The organism is Nocardia sp. AB354, assembly GCF_049538315.1.
Lineage (GTDB): Bacteria > Actinomycetota > Actinomycetes > Mycobacteriales > Mycobacteriaceae > Nocardia > Nocardia nova.
Genome location: NZ_JBMVFU010000032.1, coordinates 62,435 through 81,571, shown reverse-complemented (window position 1 = coordinate 81,571; position 19,137 = coordinate 62,435). Strand labels below are relative to the sequence as shown.

General features: G+C 68.5%; 18 protein-coding genes. 7 read left to right on the top strand and 11 right to left on the bottom strand.

The window, feature by feature from the left end:
* Positions 1 to 422: 422 nt before the first annotated feature.
* From ACPCUW_RS31710 to ACPCUW_RS31665, 10 genes are all read right to left on the bottom strand, one after another.
* Complete coding sequence (locus ACPCUW_RS31710) at positions 423 to 851, bottom strand: DUF4189 domain-containing protein (protein WP_169812494.1); 429 nt, start codon at positions 849 to 851, stop codon at positions 423 to 425.
* Between the two features lie 251 nt (positions 852 to 1,102).
* A complete protein-coding gene (gene groL, locus ACPCUW_RS31705) occupies positions 1,103 to 2,728 on the bottom strand; it encodes a chaperonin GroEL (protein WP_036506233.1) in 1,626 nt (541 codons plus the stop codon).
* A gap of 273 nt (positions 2,729 to 3,001) precedes the next feature.
* Positions 3,002 to 3,295 (bottom strand): hypothetical protein, encoded by a 294-nt coding sequence (locus tag ACPCUW_RS31700; protein ID WP_030516558.1) that lies wholly within the window; start codon positions 3,293 to 3,295, stop codon positions 3,002 to 3,004.
* Between the two features lie 216 nt (positions 3,296 to 3,511).
* Positions 3,512 to 4,306, bottom strand: a complete 795-nt coding sequence (locus ACPCUW_RS31695) for a Clp protease N-terminal domain-containing protein (RefSeq protein WP_423428894.1) — start codon at positions 4,304 to 4,306, stop codon at positions 3,512 to 3,514.
* 54 nt (positions 4,307 to 4,360) lie between these two features.
* Positions 4,361 to 5,455, bottom strand: a complete 1,095-nt coding sequence (locus ACPCUW_RS31690; protein ID WP_423428892.1) for an NAD(P)/FAD-dependent oxidoreductase — start codon at positions 5,453 to 5,455, stop codon at positions 4,361 to 4,363.
* Between the two features lie 82 nt (positions 5,456 to 5,537).
* Positions 5,538 to 6,443, bottom strand: coding sequence for an RNA polymerase sigma-70 factor (locus ACPCUW_RS31685; protein WP_063015214.1), 906 nt, complete (start codon positions 6,441 to 6,443; stop codon positions 5,538 to 5,540).
* Positions 6,444 to 6,586: 143 nt separating this feature from the next.
* Positions 6,587 to 7,015: a hypothetical protein gene (locus ACPCUW_RS31680; RefSeq protein WP_104364604.1), complete on the bottom strand. Its 429-nt coding sequence runs from the start codon at positions 7,013 to 7,015 to the stop codon at positions 6,587 to 6,589.
* 145 nt (positions 7,016 to 7,160) lie between these two features.
* Entirely contained in the window at positions 7,161 to 8,648 is a 1,488-nt protein-coding gene (locus ACPCUW_RS31675; protein ID WP_423428891.1) for an ATP-binding protein, read from the bottom strand.
* Between the two features lie 9 nt (positions 8,649 to 8,657).
* Positions 8,658 to 10,331: an FAD-dependent oxidoreductase gene (locus tag ACPCUW_RS31670; protein WP_063015217.1), complete on the bottom strand. Its 1,674-nt coding sequence runs from the start codon at positions 10,329 to 10,331 to the stop codon at positions 8,658 to 8,660.
* Positions 10,332 to 10,395: 64 nt separating this feature from the next.
* On the bottom strand, positions 10,396 to 10,596 hold the full coding sequence (locus ACPCUW_RS31665; protein WP_064903485.1) for a hypothetical protein: 201 nt from the start codon (positions 10,594 to 10,596) through the stop codon (positions 10,396 to 10,398).
* 247 nt (positions 10,597 to 10,843) lie between these two features.
* Between ACPCUW_RS31665 and ACPCUW_RS31660 the strand changes: the two genes are divergently transcribed.
* Together ACPCUW_RS31660 and ACPCUW_RS31655 are read left to right on the top strand one after the other, a co-directional pair.
* Positions 10,844 to 11,293 carry an SRPBCC family protein gene (locus tag ACPCUW_RS31660; RefSeq protein ID WP_030516566.1) on the top strand — a complete coding sequence of 150 codons (450 nt, stop codon included), beginning with the start codon at positions 10,844 to 10,846 and terminating at the stop codon, positions 11,291 to 11,293.
* Between the two features lie 52 nt (positions 11,294 to 11,345).
* The gene (locus tag ACPCUW_RS31655) at positions 11,346 to 12,035 is read left to right on the top strand and encodes an SIMPL domain-containing protein (protein WP_423428889.1); all 690 of its coding nucleotides are present in this window, start codon (positions 11,346 to 11,348) and stop codon (positions 12,033 to 12,035) included.
* A gap of 36 nt (positions 12,036 to 12,071) precedes the next feature.
* Here the strand turns inward: ACPCUW_RS31655 and ACPCUW_RS31650 are convergent, their stop codons facing one another.
* Positions 12,072 to 13,100 (bottom strand): beta-ketoacyl-ACP synthase III, encoded by a 1,029-nt coding sequence (locus ACPCUW_RS31650; RefSeq protein ID WP_063015220.1) that lies wholly within the window; start codon positions 13,098 to 13,100, stop codon positions 12,072 to 12,074.
* A 321-nt stretch (positions 13,101 to 13,421) separates the two neighbouring features.
* Here ACPCUW_RS31650 and ACPCUW_RS31645 point away from each other — a divergent pair, with 321 nt between their 5' ends.
* From ACPCUW_RS31645 to ACPCUW_RS31625, 5 genes are all read left to right on the top strand, one after another.
* Positions 13,422 to 13,694 carry a GlsB/YeaQ/YmgE family stress response membrane protein gene (locus ACPCUW_RS31645; RefSeq protein ID WP_423428887.1) on the top strand — a complete coding sequence of 91 codons (273 nt, stop codon included), beginning with the start codon at positions 13,422 to 13,424 and terminating at the stop codon, positions 13,692 to 13,694.
* Positions 13,695 to 13,819: 125 nt separating this feature from the next.
* The gene (locus ACPCUW_RS31640) at positions 13,820 to 14,539 is read left to right on the top strand and encodes a phosphatidylserine decarboxylase (protein WP_030516570.1); all 720 of its coding nucleotides are present in this window, start codon (positions 13,820 to 13,822) and stop codon (positions 14,537 to 14,539) included.
* A complete protein-coding gene (locus tag ACPCUW_RS31635; RefSeq protein WP_063015221.1) occupies positions 14,536 to 15,444 on the top strand; it encodes a CDP-alcohol phosphatidyltransferase family protein in 909 nt (302 codons plus the stop codon). The genes ACPCUW_RS31640 and ACPCUW_RS31635 overlap by 4 nt, the downstream gene beginning before the upstream one ends.
* A gap of 54 nt (positions 15,445 to 15,498) precedes the next feature.
* Positions 15,499 to 17,706, top strand: coding sequence for an AAA family ATPase (locus ACPCUW_RS31630; RefSeq protein WP_423428886.1), 2,208 nt, complete (start codon positions 15,499 to 15,501; stop codon positions 17,704 to 17,706).
* Positions 17,707 to 17,784: 78 nt separating this feature from the next.
* Positions 17,785 to 19,095, top strand: coding sequence for a hypothetical protein (locus tag ACPCUW_RS31625; protein WP_423428885.1), 1,311 nt, complete (start codon positions 17,785 to 17,787; stop codon positions 19,093 to 19,095).
* The last annotated feature ends 42 nt before the right edge of the window (positions 19,096 to 19,137 follow it).

The window sequence follows — 19,137 nt, the reverse complement described above, 5'->3', positions numbered from 1 at the left end:
CAGCAATCTCGCGGGATTCTTCCCGGTCGATCGGTTGGGCAACTTTTACAGCTTAGCTCAGCCAGAAGTTCCCGACCAAATCGGGGTCCCTCTTACCGAACCAGTGTGATTGTCAGGCGCTCCTCGTCCGACCTCGTTGTCCCGGGCCTCTCGGCTCCGGGTCGGTGTCCGTGTCGCTCTGACCTGGAATAAGTTACGTGCCAACCGCATTCGAAGTCAAATCGCCTGGTCATCCGGCCTGACGACGCACATCGGATGCGCTCGCAACACCATTCACGACATCGGCGCCCGGCGAGAAATTCCGACCGTCGGCCGAAGCCCGCCGCGAAATGCCGGAAGCCGGCCCGCAGTGGGTGCGGGACCGGCTTCCGATCGCTATTCGCGATACGCGTCTCGGGGATACGCGAGATTTCGGCTGCGGGTCAGCCGTTGCAGCGCGACGCGCTGATGACGGCGGGACCCGAACCGTCCGAACTCAGGGTCGGCGGGCGATCCGGGCCCAGCGCCGCGATGGCGTTGCGCTCGGCCTCCTGCAGGGTGGCACCGGTTCCGACGGTATGAACGTCGTCACGCCTGGCGACCGCCCCACACCCGTCGACGAAGCGAAGGATGGTCGCGCAACCGGGAGCCCCCTTCGACCCGCACACGTCCACCGCATCCCGGTCGGCCGTGTCCTGATCGGGCGCGTTGACGACACTTCCGATGTGCCAGCCGTCGTCCATTTCGTAGGAGATGGCGAACGCGCCGTACAGGTGGCCGTCCGGCCCCCGCTCCGCCGCCGCCGAACCGGTTCCCGCGACGACGAAGGCCGTCGCGGTGGTCGCGACGAATCCCAGGGCAAGCTTGCCCATCGACAACATGGTGTTTTCCCCTATCGAAGGCTTCCGGATGAAGCCAACCGAAAAGAATGCGTTCCACAACCGGTGTTGTCCAGGCCGGGTGTCCCGAAAGCCCTTGCGAGACTGCAAGTTAGGGGAAATATGACCGATAACCGCTACATTCGACAGTCGACGCAGACGTTCGTACCGCCGAAACGCCGGTAGCCGGCCCGCCCGAAGGCGGACCGGCTACCGGTTCGAAAGGTGTTGCCGGAAGGCAGGACTCAGAAGTCCATGCCGCCCATGCCACCGGTCGGGTCGCCGACGGGAGCGGCGGCCTTCTCCGGCTTGTCGGCCACGACGGCCTCGGTGGTGAGGAACAGCGCGGCGATCGACGCGGCGTTCTGCAGCGCCGAACGGGTGACCTTGACCGGGTCGGCGACACCGGCGGCCAGCAGGTCCTCGTACTCGCCGGAGTCGGCGTTGAGGCCCTGGCCGGTCGGCAGGTTGGCGACCTTCTCGGCGACCACGCCGGGCTCGAGGCCGGCGTTGAAGGCGATCTGCTTCAGCGGCGCGGCCAGCGCCACCTTCACGATGTTCGCGCCGGTGGCCTCGTCACCGGTCAGCTTCAGGTCGTCCAGCGCCGGGCCGGCCTGCAGCAGCGCCACACCACCACCGGGGACGATGCCCTCTTCGACGGCGGCCTTGGCGTTGCGCACCGCGTCCTCGATGCGGTGCTTGCGCTCCTTGAGCTCCACCTCGGTGGCGGCGCCGGCCTTGATCACCGCAACACCGCCGGCCAGCTTGGCCAGGCGCTCCTGCAGCTTCTCGCGGTCGTAGTCCGAATCCGAGTTCTCGATCTCGGTGCGGATCTGGGCGACGCGACCCGCGATGGCGTCGGCATCACCGGCACCGTCGACGATGGTGGTCTCGTCCTTGGTCACCACGACCTTGCGGGCGGTGCCCAGCAGGTCGACGGTGGCGGTCTCCAGGTTCAGGCCGACCTCTTCGCTGATGACCTCGCCACCGGTGAGGATGGCGATGTCGGCCAGCTGCGCCTTGCGGCGGTCGCCGAAGCCCGGGGCCTTGACGGCGACGGACTTGAAGGTGCCGCGGATCTTGTTCACGACCAGGGTCGACAGGGCCTCGCCCTCGACGTCCTCGGCAATGATCAGCAGCGGCTTACCGGCCTGGATGACCTTCTCCAGCAGCGGCAGCAGGTCCTTGACGGTCGACACCTTGGAACCGACCAGCAGGATGTAGGGGTCCTCGAGGACCGCTTCCTGACGCTCGGCGTCGGTGACGAAGTAGCCCGAGATGTAGCCCTTGTCGAAGCGCATACCCTCGGTCAGCTCCAGCTGGAGGCCGAAGGTGTTGCTCTCCTCGACGGTGATGACGCCTTCCTTGCCGACCTTGTCCATGGCCTCGGCGATCAGCTCACCGATGGACGCGTCGCCGGCGGAGATGGCCGCGGTGGCAGCGATCTGCTCCTTGGTCTCGACCTCCTTGGCGGTGTCGAGCAGCTTGGCGGTGACGGCCTCGACGGCCTTCTCGATGCCGCGCTTCAGGCCCAGCGGGTTCGCACCGGCCGCGACGTTGCGCAGGCCCTCGCGCACCAGCGCCTGGGCGAGCACGGTAGCGGTGGTGGTGCCGTCACCGGCGACATCGTCGGTCTTCTTGGCGACCTCTTTGACCAGCTCGGCGCCGATCTTCTCGTAGGGGTCCTCCAGCTCGATCTCCTTGGCGATGGACACACCATCGTTGGTGATCGTGGGGGCGCCCCACTTCTTCTCCAGGACAACGTTGCGACCCTTGGGGCCCAGCGTCACCTTGACCGCGTCGGCGAGGCTGTTCAGTCCCCGCTCGAGACCGCGACGGGCCTCTTCGTCGTACGCAATTGTCTTGGCCATTGCGTTGAGATCCTCCACATGTATATGGGGCTGACACACAGAGCGACCGCAGGTTGGATCGCCCCATTACGCTGGCCAGGTACGGTGCCCGCGACGGACGACCGAGGGTGTCTGGGAACCCGGTCTCACCTGCCCGACCTAGCACTCACTGGTCGAGAGTGCCAGGACCTTTCTAGCACTCGACGGTACCGAGTGCAAGGTTACGGACCCGATAGCCGCACCGTTCGCAATCGGCGATATCGGCTGCACGGTGCGATATCCGGGCGGGCACGCTCACGTATCGTCGGTGACCCGCAGCGCCAGGGCGACGAAGGCGTCGGTGCGGCGCTCCTCCGGACTGCGCGGTTCGCCGCGTTCCACGGTCACCTGCTCGGCGTCGTGAAGCAGCAGTTCCGCCTCGATTCGCATGATCGCCCGGATGAACGGAGGCGCCACCTCGGGCGGCAGATCGCCGTTGACGATGTAGCTGCCGTCCGGGCCGTCCTCGGTTTCGACATAGGACAGCGCGCGCAGCAGGTCTGCGCGTAGTTCCCCCGCGATCAGGTCGGAATCCGATCCATCCGCCATAGCAATATCGTATCCGGACCACCGATCACCTCATCAGCCCCACAACTTCACAGCCGTATCGATGAGTGAGCGGGCACGGCGTGGCCACCGCGGAATCGGGCACGGACTCTGCGGATTCGGGAGGCGCATTCCGGGCCGCGACGCGGCGAGTCGCGCCGGGCCGGATATCGCGACGACGGCCGCGCCGTGCCGGATCGGGACGCCGGCGAGCATCGATCAGGCACTCGGCGGGGCCGGCGGCTGCGGCGGAGCGGGCTGCGCGGGCGGAGCCGGCGCGGCCGGCGGCTGGGGCGCATCCACCGGATTCGGCGGCATGAACTGGGCGAGCTGGGCGACTAGATCGCGTTCGATATCAGTCTTGGTCAAGCCCAGTCCCGACAGCACGCCGCTGCCGTCCTCCTGCTCGAGCAGCGCGAGCAGGAGGTGTTCGGTGCCGATGTAGTTGTGGCCGAGCCGAAGCGCCTCGCGGAAGGTCAGCTCCAGCGTCTTGCGGGCGCTCGCGGTGTACGGGATGAGGGCGGGAACCTCGTCCACCGCCGCCGGCAGCGCCACTGTCGCCACCCGGCGCACCGCGTCCAGCGAGACTCCCTTGGCGACGATGGCGTGTGCGGCCAGCGCGCCCGGTTCACTGAGCAGTCCGAGCACCAGATGTTCGGGCTGGATCTCCGCGTTGCCCGCGCGCCGAGCCTCCTCCATGGACGCCATCACCGCATTGCGCGCGCGGGGCGTGAAGCGCGCGAACCCGGCATTCGGATCCATCGCGGGATCACCCGGTTTCGGCACGAAACGCTTCTGCGCGGCTTGTTTGGAAACGCCCATGCTCTGGCCGATATCGGTCCAGGAGGCGCCCGAGCGGCGGGCCTGGTCGACGAAGTGGCCGATCAGATGATCGGCCACCTCGCTCATATGTTCGGCGACCACGATGGCGTCGGACAGTTGTTCCAGGACGTCGTCGGGCCGGGCGCGTTTGATGCCTTCGATCAGATCGTCGAGGCGGATACGTTCGGTCATACGTCAACGCTAGGTTGACTGCCACATGTCAGTCAACCATTGGTTGACGACAATTCAGGGACGCGCCTGCACCGCCGCGCCGCGCACGATCATCTCCTTCACCACCGCGGCCGGACGACCGGTCAGGGCACGCGGCGTCGGAGCGTCGTCGGCGCGGACGAACTGCACGACCGCGTCGCGGCGCCCGAGACTGATGCACTGCAGGACGTAGCGGAAACGCAGATCGTCCGGCTCCGCGCCGCGCATCCGGGCGAGCGCCGACCGCGCGGCATGGGATCCGGTCGGCAGCGCCGTCGCACAGGCCATCCGCAGTTCGCGGCCGCCCGGTCCGGTGATCGCGGCGCAATCGCCCGCGGCGTAGATATGCGGGTCGGAGGTGCGCAGCGTGGCATCCACCAGGACGCGACCGCGCGCATCGACCGCCAGCCCGGCGCGGGCGGCGAGGTCGCTGGTGGTGAAACCCGTTGTCCACAAAACCGTTTCGGCGTCGACGTGGCCACCGTCGGCGAGCCGCACGCCGTCCGCCGCGACCTCGACGACCTTGGCGCCCGCGTGCACGTCGACGCCGAGCCGCTCCAGGGTGGCGGCGATATGCCGCCGCGCGCGATCGGAGAGCCAATAGCCCGGCTGTTCCGAACTCACCAGCGCCACCGACAGTTCCGGATGTGATTCGGCGAGTTCGGCCGCGGTCTCGATGCCGGTCGCACCGCCGCCGACCACCGCGACACGACCACGCAGCGGTGGCAGCGCGGCGATGTTCTCGAGTGTCGCGATCGGATGGGCGTGATCCCGCACGCCCGCAACGCTGTCGGTATCCGCGGCGCTGCCGAGGGTGTACACCAGCGTGTCGTACCCCAGCACCGATCCATCGGACATCGAAACCTCTTGTGCCGCAGTATCTATCGCGGTAACCCGGCCACGGACGAAATGGGCGCCCTTGCGTTCCAGCATGGTCCGCAGATCCCGGCGCGCGATTGTCTGCCCGGCGGCGAGCTGATGTAGCCGCACGCGCTCGACCATTTCCGCACGGCTGTCCACGACCGTGATCTGCGCGCCGCGGGATTTGCAGAGTCTGCCCGCCGCGGCCAGGCCGGCGTAGCCGGCGCCCAGCACGAGGATTCGGTGGGATGCGGTGTGATGTGCATTCATGGGTGACTCCTTTTCGAGGCCGACACCCTTCAGACCGGACAGCTCGCCGATCCCTGACAACGAGCTGCTGTGTTCCGCATCACTACCCGAGGCGATCGGCCTCCGCCGGCGCCGGGAAGCGACCGAAGTACGCGAGTTTGTCGGGATTCACCAGGATCCGGATCGCCGAGATCCGCTCACCGTCCACGTCGGCCGCCCCGATCAACAGCAGGTCACCGTGGACCCGGGCCACGGCGGCCGGTGCGCCGTTGACCTCCTCGATGCTCAGTTCGAGGTCCTCGACCTCGCGGTGGAACAGCCCGGCCAGATAGCGCGCCACCCGGGCCGCCCCGACCACGGGCCGGCGGGCCGCGCTCATCTTGCCGCCACCGTCGGCGACCGAGACGATATCGGCGGTGAACATCTGTTCCAGCGCAGCGATATCGCCGGCCCGGGCGGCCACGAGGAAGCGCTGGAACAGTTCCCGGGCGCGGGCGGGTTCGGCGTCGAACCGGGTGTGTTCACTGCGGACGTGCATGCGGGCACGGCGGTAGAGCTGCTGCGAATTCGCCTCCGACAGCTCGAGCATGTCGGCGATCTCGCGATGGGCGTAACCGAAGGCCTCGCGCAGCACGAAAACGGCGCGTTCGGCGGGCGACAACCGTTCCAGTAGCGTCAGCATCGCCAGCGAGACGAGTTCGCGCTGCTCGGCGGATTCCATCGGACCGAGCTCGCCCCCGCCGGTCGGCACCGGTTCCGGCAGCCAGGGGCCGACATAGGTTTCGCGGCGTGTGCGCGCCGACTCCAGCCAGCTCCGGCACAGATTCACCACGACCGTGGTCAGCCAGGCCTCGGCGGACCGAATGTCGGCGCGCTCGGTGGCCTCCCAGCGCAGATAGGTCTCCTGGACGGCGTCTTCGGCCTCGCTCGCCGAGCCGAGCATGCGATAGGCGAGTGCGAACAGGCGGGAACGATGGCGTTGGAATTCGGCCAGACCCGTATCGTCCATCCGCTCCGCCCTCCAATGCCGGCCCGGTGATCGAGGGCGAGACTACTCGCCGTCGGCCCCAGGGTCGCGTTTCGGCCAGGTGATGTGGGACAGCCGGGCTCGCTGGTCGGCGGCGGCGGGCCCAGCACAGGCCGGGCCCGGAGCTATTCCGTGACCATCCCGATGGCGACCGCGACGGGCTTGTCGGCCTCACTCTTGGACAGGCACACCAGTTTCGCGGTCCCCAGCGCCACATTCGGGCTGCCGTCGAACTTCGAGCCGGGGTTCTCCGCCAAAATGCGGTCCATCAGGGACTTTTCACCCTCGATATCGAGTTTGCGGAACTCGCCGCAGGTGGTCTGCGAGGCCGGGCCCAGTCCCGAGTTCTCCGGATGCGCGGTGGTGCCGGGCGCCTCGGTGGGCGTCGCCGGCGCGGGGGCGGTGGACGAGGCGGGGGCCGGGGCCGAGGTCGCGACGGCCGAGCCGTTTCTGCGCAGGCCGTTGGCATCGCTGGACGCATGGTCGCCGCCGCAGCCGGTGAGGCCGATGGTCAGTGCGCCCAGCGCGACGGCCGTCACGGTCAGTCGTTTCATCTCGTGCGTAACCCCCGAGTGGTCCGGCAACGCCGAATCTCCTCCGGCGCGCGCCGGATGCCTCCGGCGCGGCTCGCAGCGTACCGGCCACATCGGCCGTTGAAAACCCCCGCCTCGCGGCGGGGACCGGATCGAATTGCCGCCCTTACGATTCGGCCCCGGCGGCGGCCGAACCGCGTCCGGAGACCGCCTCCAGCGGCAACCGCACGATGAATCGGGTGTCACCCGGCGTGGACTCCACCCGGATATCGCCGCCGTGTTTGTTCACCACGATGCGGAACGAGATGTCGAGGCCGAGTCCGGTGCCTTCACCGACCGGTTTCGTGGTGAAGAAGGGCTCGAAGATCCTGTCCCGCAACGCCTCCGGGACACCCGGCCCGGTATCGCCGATCTCCACTGCGGCACAGTCGTTTTCCCGATAGGTACGAACCGTCAGCGTGCCGGACCCGTTCATCGCCGCCACCGCGTTGTCGATGAGGTTGGTCCACACCTGGTTCAATTCCGCTGCGTAGCAAGGGACCTCGGGCAGCGCGCGGTCGTACTCCTTGACGACCGAGATGTCGTCGCCGATCTTGCGGGCCAGCATCACCAGCGTGCTGTCGAGCAGCTCGTGGATGTCGACCACCTGGAACGGAGCCCGGTCCATCTGCGAATACTGCTTGGCCGCATGGACGAGCGAGGAGATGCGCCCGGTCGAATCGGTGATCTCGTTCATCAGCAATTCGGTTTCGACGGTGTAGTTCAGCCAGCGGATCGCGCCCTCGAAGACTCCGTCGTCGCAGTGTTCGAGAGTGCCCGCGACCTTCTCCAGCCAGTCGATGTCGAAGCCGGCCTGAACGAAGTTCGGGGCCAGATCCCAGCCGTTGGCGATGCCGTGATCGGCGAGCCAGTCACCGAGTTCGTCCTCGCGGTCGGCGGCCTCCATCGCGGTGAGGGTCGGCGCCTTGGCCACCTGGGTGGCGGCCTCCTCCTGAAGCTGCACCAGCGCCTCGAGCGCGGCGGAGTCGAACTTGCCGTGCGCCATCATCTTCAGCTTGTGCCGCATCCCAGCGACCCGATCCCGCAGCGAGGAGGTGGCCCGCACCGCGGCCGCCGCGGGATTGTTCAGCTCGTGGGTGAGACCGGCCGACAGCGAGCCCAGCGCCAGCAGTCGTTCCCGCCGGCCGATGATCTCGTTGGTGTTGCGATTGCCGAAGAACACGCCCTCCAGCAGATGCAGGGCCATCGGGAACCATTCCCGCATCATCCGCGCGAAGGTGTCCGCGTCCAGGACGAAGAACTTCGACGGTTTCGTCACCGTCAGCGAGCCGGTGTAGTTCTGGTCGGCCCGCTCACCCATATACGCGGTCCACGCGCCGGCGTACGAGCCGCGGTGGTCGGTGCGGACGAGTTCGAGATCCTCGCCGGCCGACAGTTTCGACAGCACGACCTCGCCGTCCATCAGGACGTAGAAGCAGGTCGCGGGCTCGCCCTCGCGGTAGACCGGGCCCGGCTCGAAGTATTCGACCCGGCCCTCCCGGCAGAGCCAGGCCAGCTGCTCGTCGTCGAGCTTCTCGAACAGGAACAGGGTGCGCAATTCCGCGGGATCGCACAGGGTCCGGGAGCCGGTGACCGTGCGGTTGTCGTCGCTCACGTGCGCCTCCTATTGTTTCGCGAGGTATCGGTGGACCAGCATGACCGCCATCGCACCCTCGCCGACCGCGGACGCGACCCGCTTCGCCGATTCGGAGCGCACATCGCCGGCGACGAAGACGCCCGGGATGCTGGTTTCGAGATGATGGGGCGGGCGGGGCAGTTCCCAGCCCGGCGGCCGGGAACCGTCGACCATCAGATCCGGTCCGGCCAGGACGTAGCCGGATTCGTCGCGGACGACGAGTCCGTCCAGCCAGTCCGTTTCGGGCGCCGCGCCGATGAACAGGAACAGCCGTTCGGCGTCGACCTTGTCCTCGGCGCCGGTCGCGTTGTTGCGCAACACGATTCGTTCCAGGTGATCGCTGCCGTCGGCGGCCACCACCTCGGTGTTGGTGTGCACCTTGATATTCGGCACGGCCTCGATCTGCTGGATCAGATAGTGCGACATCGACTGGTCCAGCGAACTGCCGCGCACCAGGATGTGCACCGTGCAGGCGTGCCGGGACAGGAAGACCGCGGCCTGGCCGGCCGAATTCGCCCCGCCGACGATGTAGACCTCGCGTTCGGCGCAGTCGGCCGCCTCGGTCATCGCCGAGCCGTAGTAGACGCCGCGACCGGTGAAATCGTCGACGCCGGGCGCGGGGTGGTGCCGGTAGTTGACGCCGGTGGCGATGAGCACCGAGTGGGCGCTCACGCAGGAGCCGTCGGAGAAGAGCACCCGCCGCGCGGAACCGCACGCCTCCAGCCCGACCACCTCGCGGGCGGTGATGAGTTCGGCGCCGAATTTCACCGCCTGGCGCCGCGCCCGATCGGCCAGCTGGGCGCCCGAAAGCCCGTCCGGGAAGCCCAGATAATTCTCGATCCGGGAGCTCTGCCCGGCCTGCCCGCCGGTGGCGGTCCGCTCGACCAGGACGGTGCGCAGCCCCTCGGAGGCGCCGTACACGGCCGCGCCGAGTCCGGCGGGGCCGCCGCCGACCACGATCAAGTCGTAGAACTCACCACTCGGATTCGTGCTCAGGCCGACGCAGCCGGCGAGTTCGCTGTCCGACGGGGACAGCAGCACATTGCCGCTCGGATCGATCACCACAGGGCACTGCTCGGCATCGGCGCCGGCGGCCTCGAGCAGGCGTTGCCCCTCGGGATCGTCGGCGAGGTACCACCTGTACGGCAGCTGATTTCGGGCCAGGAATTCCCGCACCTCGGAACTGCGCGCCGACCAGCGGTGCCCGATCACCTTCGTCTCGTGCACCGGGCGGCGGTCGTCACCGCGCCACGATTCCAGCAGCGCGTCGACCACCGGATACAGCTTCTCTTCCGGCGGGTCCCAGGGTTTGAGCAGATAGTGGTCGAGATCGACCACATTGATCGCGTCGATGGCGGCATTGGTGTCCGCGTATGCGGTCAGCAGCACCCGGCGCGCATAAGGGTGCAGATCGATCGCGTTCTCCAGGAATTGGATGCCGTCCATACCCGGCATTCGATAATCGGCGATCAGCACCGCGACCGGCTGGCCGCGCAATTTGAGTTCGCGCAGGACGTCGAGTGCCGAGGCACCGGATTCCGCGCGCATGATGCGATAGTCGGCTCCGTATCGCCGCCGCAGGTCGCGCACGACGGCCCGGGAGACGCCGGGGTCGTCGTCGACACTGAGAATTACCGGTTTGACGGCAGCTGGTGAAGTCACATCGAAAAGTATGAGCGCCCCGGCGGCGAGTTGCCGAGGATGTTCGCTACGGGCACCACATCGATCACACCAGGCGGTGCTCGACGAGATCGAGTTCGCTCGGCGTCAGCAGCCGCTCGAGCCTTTCCTCCCGCTCGGCCAGATTGCGGCGCGATCGCCGGCCGTGATTGCGGAAGGGGACGACCACCGACGGCCCGGATTCCGAATCGGGAAGTAACGGAACCGATTCCGCCTGCCGACGATGGAGGATGGTTCGAATGTTCACGGCCGATCACCTCACAGGGACGTAGCAGCGTGTGCTCCGGTCGAATGCTTCGTTGCCTGCCGTAGTTGCCTATCCGCCATTGTGCGTCGTTTATTACGGCCGGCGAAACGGATCACATCAGAATGTGACCTAGCTGATCTTCAATGGAAAAGTGGTCTCCCTCACAGGGTCGCGTGTCCGGTTGCCACGTCTAGGATTACCGTTACCGACCGTCATAACCACGCCCGTCACGATCTCGGAGGCAGCGTTGCCGAACACCCTGGAAGCCACCATCGACATTGCCGCCACGCCGGACAAGGTGTGGGCGGTCGTCTCCGATCTCGGGCGGATGCCGGAATTCAGCCCCACCACGTTGAAGATGATTCCGCTGGGCACGCCGCGCGCCGGCACGTGGACGGTGAATTTCAACAAGGTCGGCCGCAAGTACTACCCGACCACCTCACGCATCGTGCGTTACGAGCCCGATCAGGCCTTCGCGTTCCGGATGAACGAGAACGGCACGGTGTGGAGCTACACCCTTGAACCCACCGCGGCGGGCACGCGGGTGACCGAGCGCCGCGACGTGCCGAACGGGGTGCGCAAACCGGTGCGGTTGATGATCGACGCGCTCCTCGGCGGCGAGCAGCAGTTCGAGGCCGATCTGGTCGCCGGGATGAACGAAACCCTCGGCAAGATCAAGGCCGCGGCCGAGCGCTGACCCGGCGCGCCTTTGGCCCCACAGGCGGGTTCGACCGCGTAATTTGCCCGGTATGCGACGGATGACGGGCGTGTTGGCGGTACTCGTGGGAACCACCGTGCTGCTGAGCGGTTGTGGCAGTTCGGATTCGGGGACCTCACGCGAGGTGACGGTGGTCGGCACCGGTCAGGTGCGGGGAGCGCCGGACACCCTGAACGCCGACGTGGGTGTCGAAGTGACCGCGCCCGACGTGTCCACCGCCATCGCGAACGCCAACGGCAAGGCCGCGGCGATCACCGATGCGATGGTGAACGCGGGCGCCACACGCGAGGACATCCGGACCACCGATGTGTCGGTGCAGCCGCAGTACGGCCCCGACCACAACGTCACCGGGTACACCGCGACCAACACCGTGCACGTCGTGGTTCGCGATCTGTCCAAGGCCTCGGGCGTATTGGCGTCGGCGGTCGGGGCCGGCGGGAACGACACCCGCATCCGCGGCGTGTCGTTCGCGCTCGACGATAATTCGAAACTGCTGGCCGACGCCCGGGCCAGCGCCTTCGCCGACGCCAAGGCGCGCGCCAACCAGTACGCGGTGCTGTCGGGCCTGAAGTTGAAGGACGTGAAGACCATCAACGAGACCAGCAGCGGGGAATCGGCGCCGCCGCAGGCCAAGGCCCAATTCGCTACTCCGGACGTACCTTTGGAACCCGGTCGGCAGACGGTGACCTTCACGGTGACGGTCACCTGGACCATGGGCTGACGCGCGCCCGCCGGACGCCCGCGCAGTTCGATTCGGCTACTGCCAGTTCGGCAGTTTCGCCACCTGCGCCGCGTAGGACAGGCCCGCGCCGAAAGCGACCAGCAACGCCGCCGCACCGGGCTTGCTCTCGCCCGACCGCAGCATGGCCTCCATGGCCAGCGGAACCGAGGCGGCCGAGGTGTTGCCGGTCTCCTCGATGTCGTTGGCCAGTGCGCAATTGGCCGACAACTTCAGCTCGCGCGCCATGATCTCGATGATGCGGCCGTTGGCCTGGTGCGGAACCATCGCGTCGATATCGCCGGGGGTCAGGCCGGCCCGCTCGATCGCGTCCAGGCAGACCTTCTTCAGCGAATGGGCGGCCCAGCGGAAGACCGCGGTGCCCTCCATCGCCAGGTACGGGCGGACCGCGTCGGTGCCCTTCTCGTCGATCTCGCGGAAGAACTCCATCCAGTCCTTGTCCTGGCGGATCGCGTGATGCTGTTCGCCGTCCGACCCCCAGACGGTGGGGCCGATGCCCGGCTCGTCGGACGGGCCGACGATCACGGCACCCGCACCGTCGGCGAACAGGAAGGCGGTGCCGCGGTCGGCCGGGTTGAACGTGTCCGTGAGCCGCTCGACGCCGATCACCAGCACGTGGCCCGCTGTGCCACCCTTGACCAGATCCGAGGCCACGCCCAGCGCATGGCAGAAGCCCGCGCACCCGGCGGAGATGTCGAATGCGGCCGGATTGTTCATCCCGAGTTCGGTGGCGATCTGCGGGGCGGCCGCCGGGGTCAGCAGCAGCCAGGTCGAGGTCGCGACGATGACGCAGTCGACCTGCTCGGCGGTGATCCCCGCGGCGGCCATGGCATCGCGCGCCGCGGCGGCGCTCATGGCGATGATGGTCTCGGATTCGGAGGCGAACCGCCGGGTCCGGATGCCCGAGCGGGTGCGAATCCATTCGTCGCTGGATTCGATCGGTCCGGCGACTTCCTCATTGGTCACGACCCGGGCGGGGCGGTACACACCGAGCCCGAGCATCGCCGTGTGCTCCACCCCGGTGACTTGGGCGAGTCGAGCAGCCATCGCGCATCTCCTATGTACCTGCCGGCGGGCCGGAGAACCGGAAATCTGCCCCGGTCCGGGCGCCACCCGCTATCGAACATTCCTTCATCGGGCCTCGGAGGCCGACGCGCTCGTCGTTCGCGAACCGACGGTTCGACCCGACGAGTCCGAGTGCTACGTGCGCGTAGACATGAGGCCCCCTCATATTAATAGGAATGCTAATCCCCACGGTGGGTATTGTCACAATCGATTCGTGTAGAACCGGCTCGCAGACTGGTTCCGATACCGAACCGTGGCGAGGCGACGACGGCAATTTCCGACGAGTTTCCCTGGAGGACACCAATGCTCGGTCTCGGAATCATCGGCTGGATCATCATCGGCGGCCTGGCGGGCTGGATCGCCAGCAAGATCATGGGCACCGACGCCCAGCAGGGCATCCTGCTCAATATCGTCGTGGGGGTGATCGGCGGCCTGATCGGCGGTTTCATCCTGCGGCTGTTCGGCGTCGACGTGCACAGCGGCGGCTTCTTCTTCAGCTTCCTCACCTGCCTGGGCGGAGCGGTGATCCTGCTGTGGCTGGTGCGGCTGGCCACGAGGCGCAAAGCCGCGCGCTGACGGCATCCGGCGGCGAGTACGCCCGATCGGGACCACGCCACGGTGATGCCGTGTCCCGTAAGGTGTGAACGCGGTCGGCGGAAGCTCTGCGGACCGAATGTCATCCGCGCACGAAAGAGGAGTCCGTGGCCCGCCGCCCCACCCCGCCCGGTACGCCCGAACGTACCGGGCTCGGTCATGTCGCCGACCTGGTCAAAGCAGCGATTCCGCCGCTGCATCCCGCCGGCCTGCCCTTCGTGGCCGCGCCGCTGGCGGTGGCGGTTCTCGGCGGGCGGCGCCGTCGCTGGCTGCGCCGCACCGGGCTGACCGCGGCCGCGGCCTCGGCGGCCTTCTTCCGGCATCCGCACCGCGTGCCGCCGAATCGGGCGAATATCGTCGTCGCCCCGGCCGACGGTGAGATCGCACTCGTCGACACCGCGGTGCCGCCGGCCGAGCTGAACCTCGGCGACACCCCGCTGCCCCGAGTGAGCATCTTCCTGTCGGTGCTCGACGTGCACGTGCAGCGCACCCCGGTTTCGGGCACCGTGCGCACCATCGCCTACCAGCGTGGTCAATTCCGCTCGGCGGATCTGCCGGAGGCCAGTTCGGTGAACGAGCGCAACAGCATGGTGCTCGAGACCGCCTCCGGTCAGCTGGTGACGGTCGTCCAGATCGCCGGACTGCTGGCACGGCGCATCGTCTGCGACGCCAAGGTCGGCGACGCGTTGAGCATCGGCGAGACCTACGGTCTGATCCGGTTCGGGTCGCGGGTCGACACCTACTTCCCGGCCGGCACCCGGCTGCTGGTCGAGCCCGGACAGCGCACGATCGGCGCGGAAACGGTGCTGGCCGAACTGCTGCCATGATCGAGAACACCGTGACCGAACCGGGTCGCCGCCGCCGCACGATCCGCCTGCTGCCGAGCATCGTGACGATCCTGGCGCTGTGTGCCGGACTGTCGGCGGTGAAATTCGCACTCGACGGCTCCCTCGACATCGCCCTGGCGATGATCGGCGCGGCCGCCGTCCTCGACACCCTCGACGGCCGGTTGGCTCGGATGCTGTCGGCGACCACCAAGATCGGCGCCGAACTGGATTCGCTGGCCGATGCCATCTCCTTCGGCGTCGCACCGGCCCTGGTGCTGTACGTGACCTTCCTGCGCCAGGACAGCGCGGGCTGGATCATCGCGCTGATCTACGCGGTGAGCATCGTGCTGCGGCTGGCCCGGTTCAACACGATCATGGACGACGACACCCGGCCCGACTGGGAGCGCGAATACTTCACCGGCGTTCCCGCGCCGGCGGCGGCGTTGATCGCGCTGCTGCCGATCGCGCTGCACAGCCAGTTCGGCGAGGGATGGTGGAACAACTTCCCGATGGTGGCGGCGTGGACCGTGTTCGCGGCGCTGCTCGCGGTCAGCACGATCCCCACGCTGGCGATGAAGTCGGTGTCGGTCGCGCCGCAGGCGGCCGCACTGTTGCTGGTCCTGGTCGCGCTGGCCGCGGCCGCCCTGGTCACCTATCCGCTGATCCTGCTGATGGTGCTGATCGGGCTGTATCTGGTGCACATCCCGTTCGCGTGGCGCTCGCAGCGCTGGGTGGCGGCGCGGCCGGAGACCTGGCATCACAAACCGGCCGAACGCCGTGCGCAGCGGCGTGCGGCCCGGCGGATGCCGCCGATCGGCGAGGGTGCGCGGCTGCGGCTGCGGCGGCCGCCGGGCATTCGCGAATCGTCGGCGCGGTTGCGGTTGCGCAGGCCGGGCGGGCGCTGAGCGGGAGAGCTCGATCCACACGGCCGCTACCGCGCCGCGGGCACAATGGCAGACGTGCCTGAATTGTCGCTGACCGCCCGACTCAACCGCTCGGCCGCCGACGCCCGCCGGGGCGTGGTCCGCTTGCATTCGGAGGCGCTCGCGGCCCTGGGATTGCGGGAGTGGGACGGAATCAGCGTGATCGGCTCCCGGCGCACGGCCGCGGTGGTCGGCCGGGCGCCCGCCGATACACCCGCCGGAATCGCCCTGCTCGACGATGTGACGCTGTCCAATGCCGGGGTGCGCGAGGACGGCGCGGTGGTCGTGGCCCCGGTGACGGTGTACGGGGCCCGGCACATCTCGGTGACCGGTTCGGTCGCGGCGATGGGCGCGATCGCGGAATCCACGCTGCGGCAGGCGCTGCTCGGCAAGGTCGTCACCGTCGGTGACGCGGTGTCGCTGCTGCCCCGCGATCTGGGGCCGGGCACCAGCTCCGCCGCCGCGACACAAGCGCTCTCGCGCACCTTCGCGATCGCCTGGACCTCGGAACTGCTGACCGTGACCACCACCGATCCCACCGGCGGCCCGGTGAGCGTGCAGCCCAACAGCGCGGTCGTGTGGGGCGCCGCGGCCCCGGCGGCGGACGCCTCCCACGATCCCCGGGGCGCGCTGGCGCCGAATCGTCCCGGCAGCCGGATGCTGGTGCGCGAGCGTCCCTCGGCCGTCCCGGTGGCGGATCTGGCCGGGGTGCGCGCGCCCGCGGCGAAACTGTCGGAATGGCTGAGCCTGGCGCTCGACGAACCGGAACTCCTGCGGACCCTCGGCGCCCCGCCGCATCTGGGCGTGCTGATCACCGGGCCCGCCGGCGCCGGCAAAGCCACCCTGGCACGCGCGGTGTCGACACCGCGGCGCATCGTGGAACTGGACGGCCCGACCGTCGGCGCGTCCGAGAGCGGCACCCGGTTGCGCGAGGTGGGGCTCGCAGTCTCGGAGGTCTGCTCCGGCGCGGGTGGTGTCCTGCTGATCACCGATATCGACGCCCTGCTTCCCGAGCAGCCGGAGCCCGTGGCGACGCTCATTCTCGATCAACTGCGCGCCGCGGTGGCCACGGCCGGAGTGGCCTTCCTGGCCACCACCTCTCATCCCACCGCGGTCGACAGCCGGCTACGGGCACCGGATCTCTGTGATCGCGAAGTGGCGCTGACGCTGCCGACCGCCGCGGTCCGCACGGAACTGCTGCAACAACTGCTGCGCAAGGTACCGACCGAGGATCTCGATCTCGACGAGATCGCCTCGCGCACACCGGGATTCGTCGTCTCAGACCTCGCGGCGCTGTGCCGGGAGGCGGCGCTGCGGGCGGCCTCGCGGGCCAGCCGCGATCACGCCGAGCCGAAGTTGATGCAGGCGGATCTGGTCGGCGCGCTGGAGGTGATCCGGCCGCTCTCGCGTTCGGGTACGGAGGAACTGGCGATCGGCAGCCTGAGCCTCGACGACGTCGGCGATATGACCGAGACCAAACAGGCGCTCACCGAGGCGGTGCTGTGGCCGCTGCGGCATCCGGATTCGTTCGCGCGCCTGGGTATCGACCCGCCGCGCGGAGTGCTGCTGTACGGACCGCCGGGATGCGGTAAGACCTTCCTGGTGCGCGCGCTGGCCGGAAGTGGGCAGCTCAGCGTGCATACGGTCAAGGGCGCCGAACTGATGGACAAATGGGTCGGCTCCTCCGAGCGCGCGGTGCGCGAACTGTTCCAGCGAGCCCGCGATTCCGCTCCCTCGCTGATCTTCCTCGACGAGATCGACGCCCTCGCCCCGCGACGCGGCCAGAGCACGGACTCCGGCGTCGGCGACCGGGTGGTCGCGGCGCTGCTCACCGAACTGGACGGGGTGGAACCGCTGCGCGATGTGGTGGTGGTCGGCGCCACCAACCGGCCCGAATTGATCGACCCCGCGCTGCTGCGTCCGGGCCGGCTGGAGCGGCTGGTCTTCGTCCCGCCGCCGGACGCCGCGGCCCGCGCCGAAATCCTGCGCACCGCAAGCCGTTCCGTGCCGCTGAGCGACGATGTGGACCTCGCCGCACTGGCCGCCGACCTGGACGGCTACTCGGCGGCCGACTGCGCGGCACTGCTGCGCGAGGCCGCGATGGCCGCGATGCGCCGCGATGTGGATGCCGCCGCGCTCGGCGCCGCGGATCTGGCGGCGGCCCGCGGCAGTGTGCGGCCCTCCCTCGACGCCGATCAGGTCGAGGCGCTGCGGCAGTACGCCGGCAAGCGCGCGACACTCTGATTCACCGCGCCTCCGACCGGCGCGCCCGATCCGGCAGGTCTGCCCCGGTTCCACCCGGTTCGCAGGTATTTTCGGCTGGTGCGCACGCACCACGCGGTTCTGGAGATGATCACGGCGGCCCTGGCCACCCTGGTCGCCGGGCTGTCGTTGCTGCTGCCCAACGGCTTCCGCTGGGCCTCGCAGACCTCGGTGCTGCAACTGGATATGCTCGCCGCCAGCCAGCCGCGGGCCATCGCCGTGGGCGCCATCGTGGCGCTGATCGTGGCCGTCTTCGCCACCACCGTCAACCATGCCCTGGTCGCCTGGGGCACGGCGCTGTGCGGGGTGGCGACCATGCTGCTGGCTCATCTGCTGGCCGAGAGCGGCGACCAGAGCATCGCGCCGGCCACGCTGAATTATCTGGAGGCGCTGGCGGGCGGAATTCTGCTGGGCGGAATCGCGGTCGCGGTGCTGCGCGGCTGGCTGCAGGTGTTCGGCTGGACCCTGGGCGCGCTGGCGGCTGTGGTCTTCGGCCAGCTCGGTTCGACCTCGACGGGAACAGTGCAGAACGGAGTGATGGGCGCGCCGGGCTGGTCGACGACCACGCTGCCGCCGCTGTGGTTGATCGTGATCACACTGGTCCTCGTGATCGTGGGCATGATTGTCAATCGCCACCAGGACACGGTGGAACGCCGCTCGGTCGAATTACCCATGGCGCCGATCGTCGCGGGACTGGTCTTCGTGATCAGTCGGGTGTTCGGTGCGGAATGGCTTTCCCGGCACTCCGGCAGCACCGGGAATATCGTCTTCGCCGCGTCCCTGACGGTGACCGCGGCCGTAGTGGCGGCCTTTCTGCTGCCGCGGCGCGACGGTGTGTTGATCTTGCTGGCCGTCGCGTTGTCGGCGGTGGGCGGAGCGTTGATACCGGCCCGGCTGCCGATCTGGTCGGTCGCTCCCCTGGTGTTGTTGATCGCGTTGGGGCTGGTCGCGGGATTCCGGCGGCCGATGCCGATGCTCGCCATGGCGACGTTGGCGGCGATGGCGCTGTACTGCGCGCTGGTCTCCGGGCATCGGATCACCGGCGGCGTGCAAGCGGCGGTGTTGAGCGGGCTGCTCGCAGCGGTGGCCGGCTACAGCTTCGGCAGTGCCGCACCGCGATACAACCCGACCCGGGTGCTCGGTGTGGCGATCATTTTCGTCCCGTCGGTGGTGACCGCCCTGCGCGATCACATCGGCCGGCCGCAATGCGTCTCCGATCCCGGCCAGTGGTATCTGTGCCCAGCCACGACGATGAGCTCGGCGGCGCCCTATTGGACCGCATTGAGCATCACCGCAGTCTGCGCGGCGGGCCTGCTCGCCCTGCGCTATTACCGCAAGCCGACCACCACCGAATCGGTAGCCGATATATAGCCATCGCCTCTGGAAGGTCGCGCTCCGGACCGCGCCGGATCC

Bases quoted from the DNA above. Each gene is read 5' to 3' on its own strand.
- ACPCUW_RS31710 (WP_169812494.1), bottom strand. From the start codon at position 851: ATGGGCAAGCTTGCCCTGGGATTCGTCGCGACCACCGCGACGGCCTTC.
- groL (WP_036506233.1), bottom strand. From the start codon at position 2,728: ATGGCCAAGACAATTGCGTACGACGAAGAGGCCCGTCGCGGTCTCGAG.
- ACPCUW_RS31700 (WP_030516558.1), bottom strand. From the start codon at position 3,295: ATGGCGGATGGATCGGATTCCGACCTGATCGCGGGGGAACTACGCGCA.
- ACPCUW_RS31695 (WP_423428894.1), bottom strand. From the start codon at position 4,306: ATGACCGAACGTATCCGCCTCGACGATCTGATCGAAGGCATCAAACGC.
- ACPCUW_RS31690 (WP_423428892.1), bottom strand. From the start codon at position 5,455: ATGAATGCACATCACACCGCATCCCACCGAATCCTCGTGCTGGGCGCC.
- ACPCUW_RS31685 (WP_063015214.1), bottom strand. From the start codon at position 6,443: ATGGACGATACGGGTCTGGCCGAATTCCAACGCCATCGTTCCCGCCTG.
- ACPCUW_RS31680 (WP_104364604.1), bottom strand. From the start codon at position 7,015: ATGAAACGACTGACCGTGACGGCCGTCGCGCTGGGCGCACTGACCATC.
- ACPCUW_RS31655 (WP_423428889.1), top strand. From the start codon at position 11,346: ATGCGACGGATGACGGGCGTGTTGGCGGTACTCGTGGGAACCACCGTG.
- ACPCUW_RS31650 (WP_063015220.1), bottom strand. From the start codon at position 13,100: ATGGCTGCTCGACTCGCCCAAGTCACCGGGGTGGAGCACACGGCGATG.
- ACPCUW_RS31645 (WP_423428887.1), top strand. From the start codon at position 13,422: ATGCTCGGTCTCGGAATCATCGGCTGGATCATCATCGGCGGCCTGGCG.
- ACPCUW_RS31635 (WP_063015221.1), top strand. From the start codon at position 14,536: ATGATCGAGAACACCGTGACCGAACCGGGTCGCCGCCGCCGCACGATC.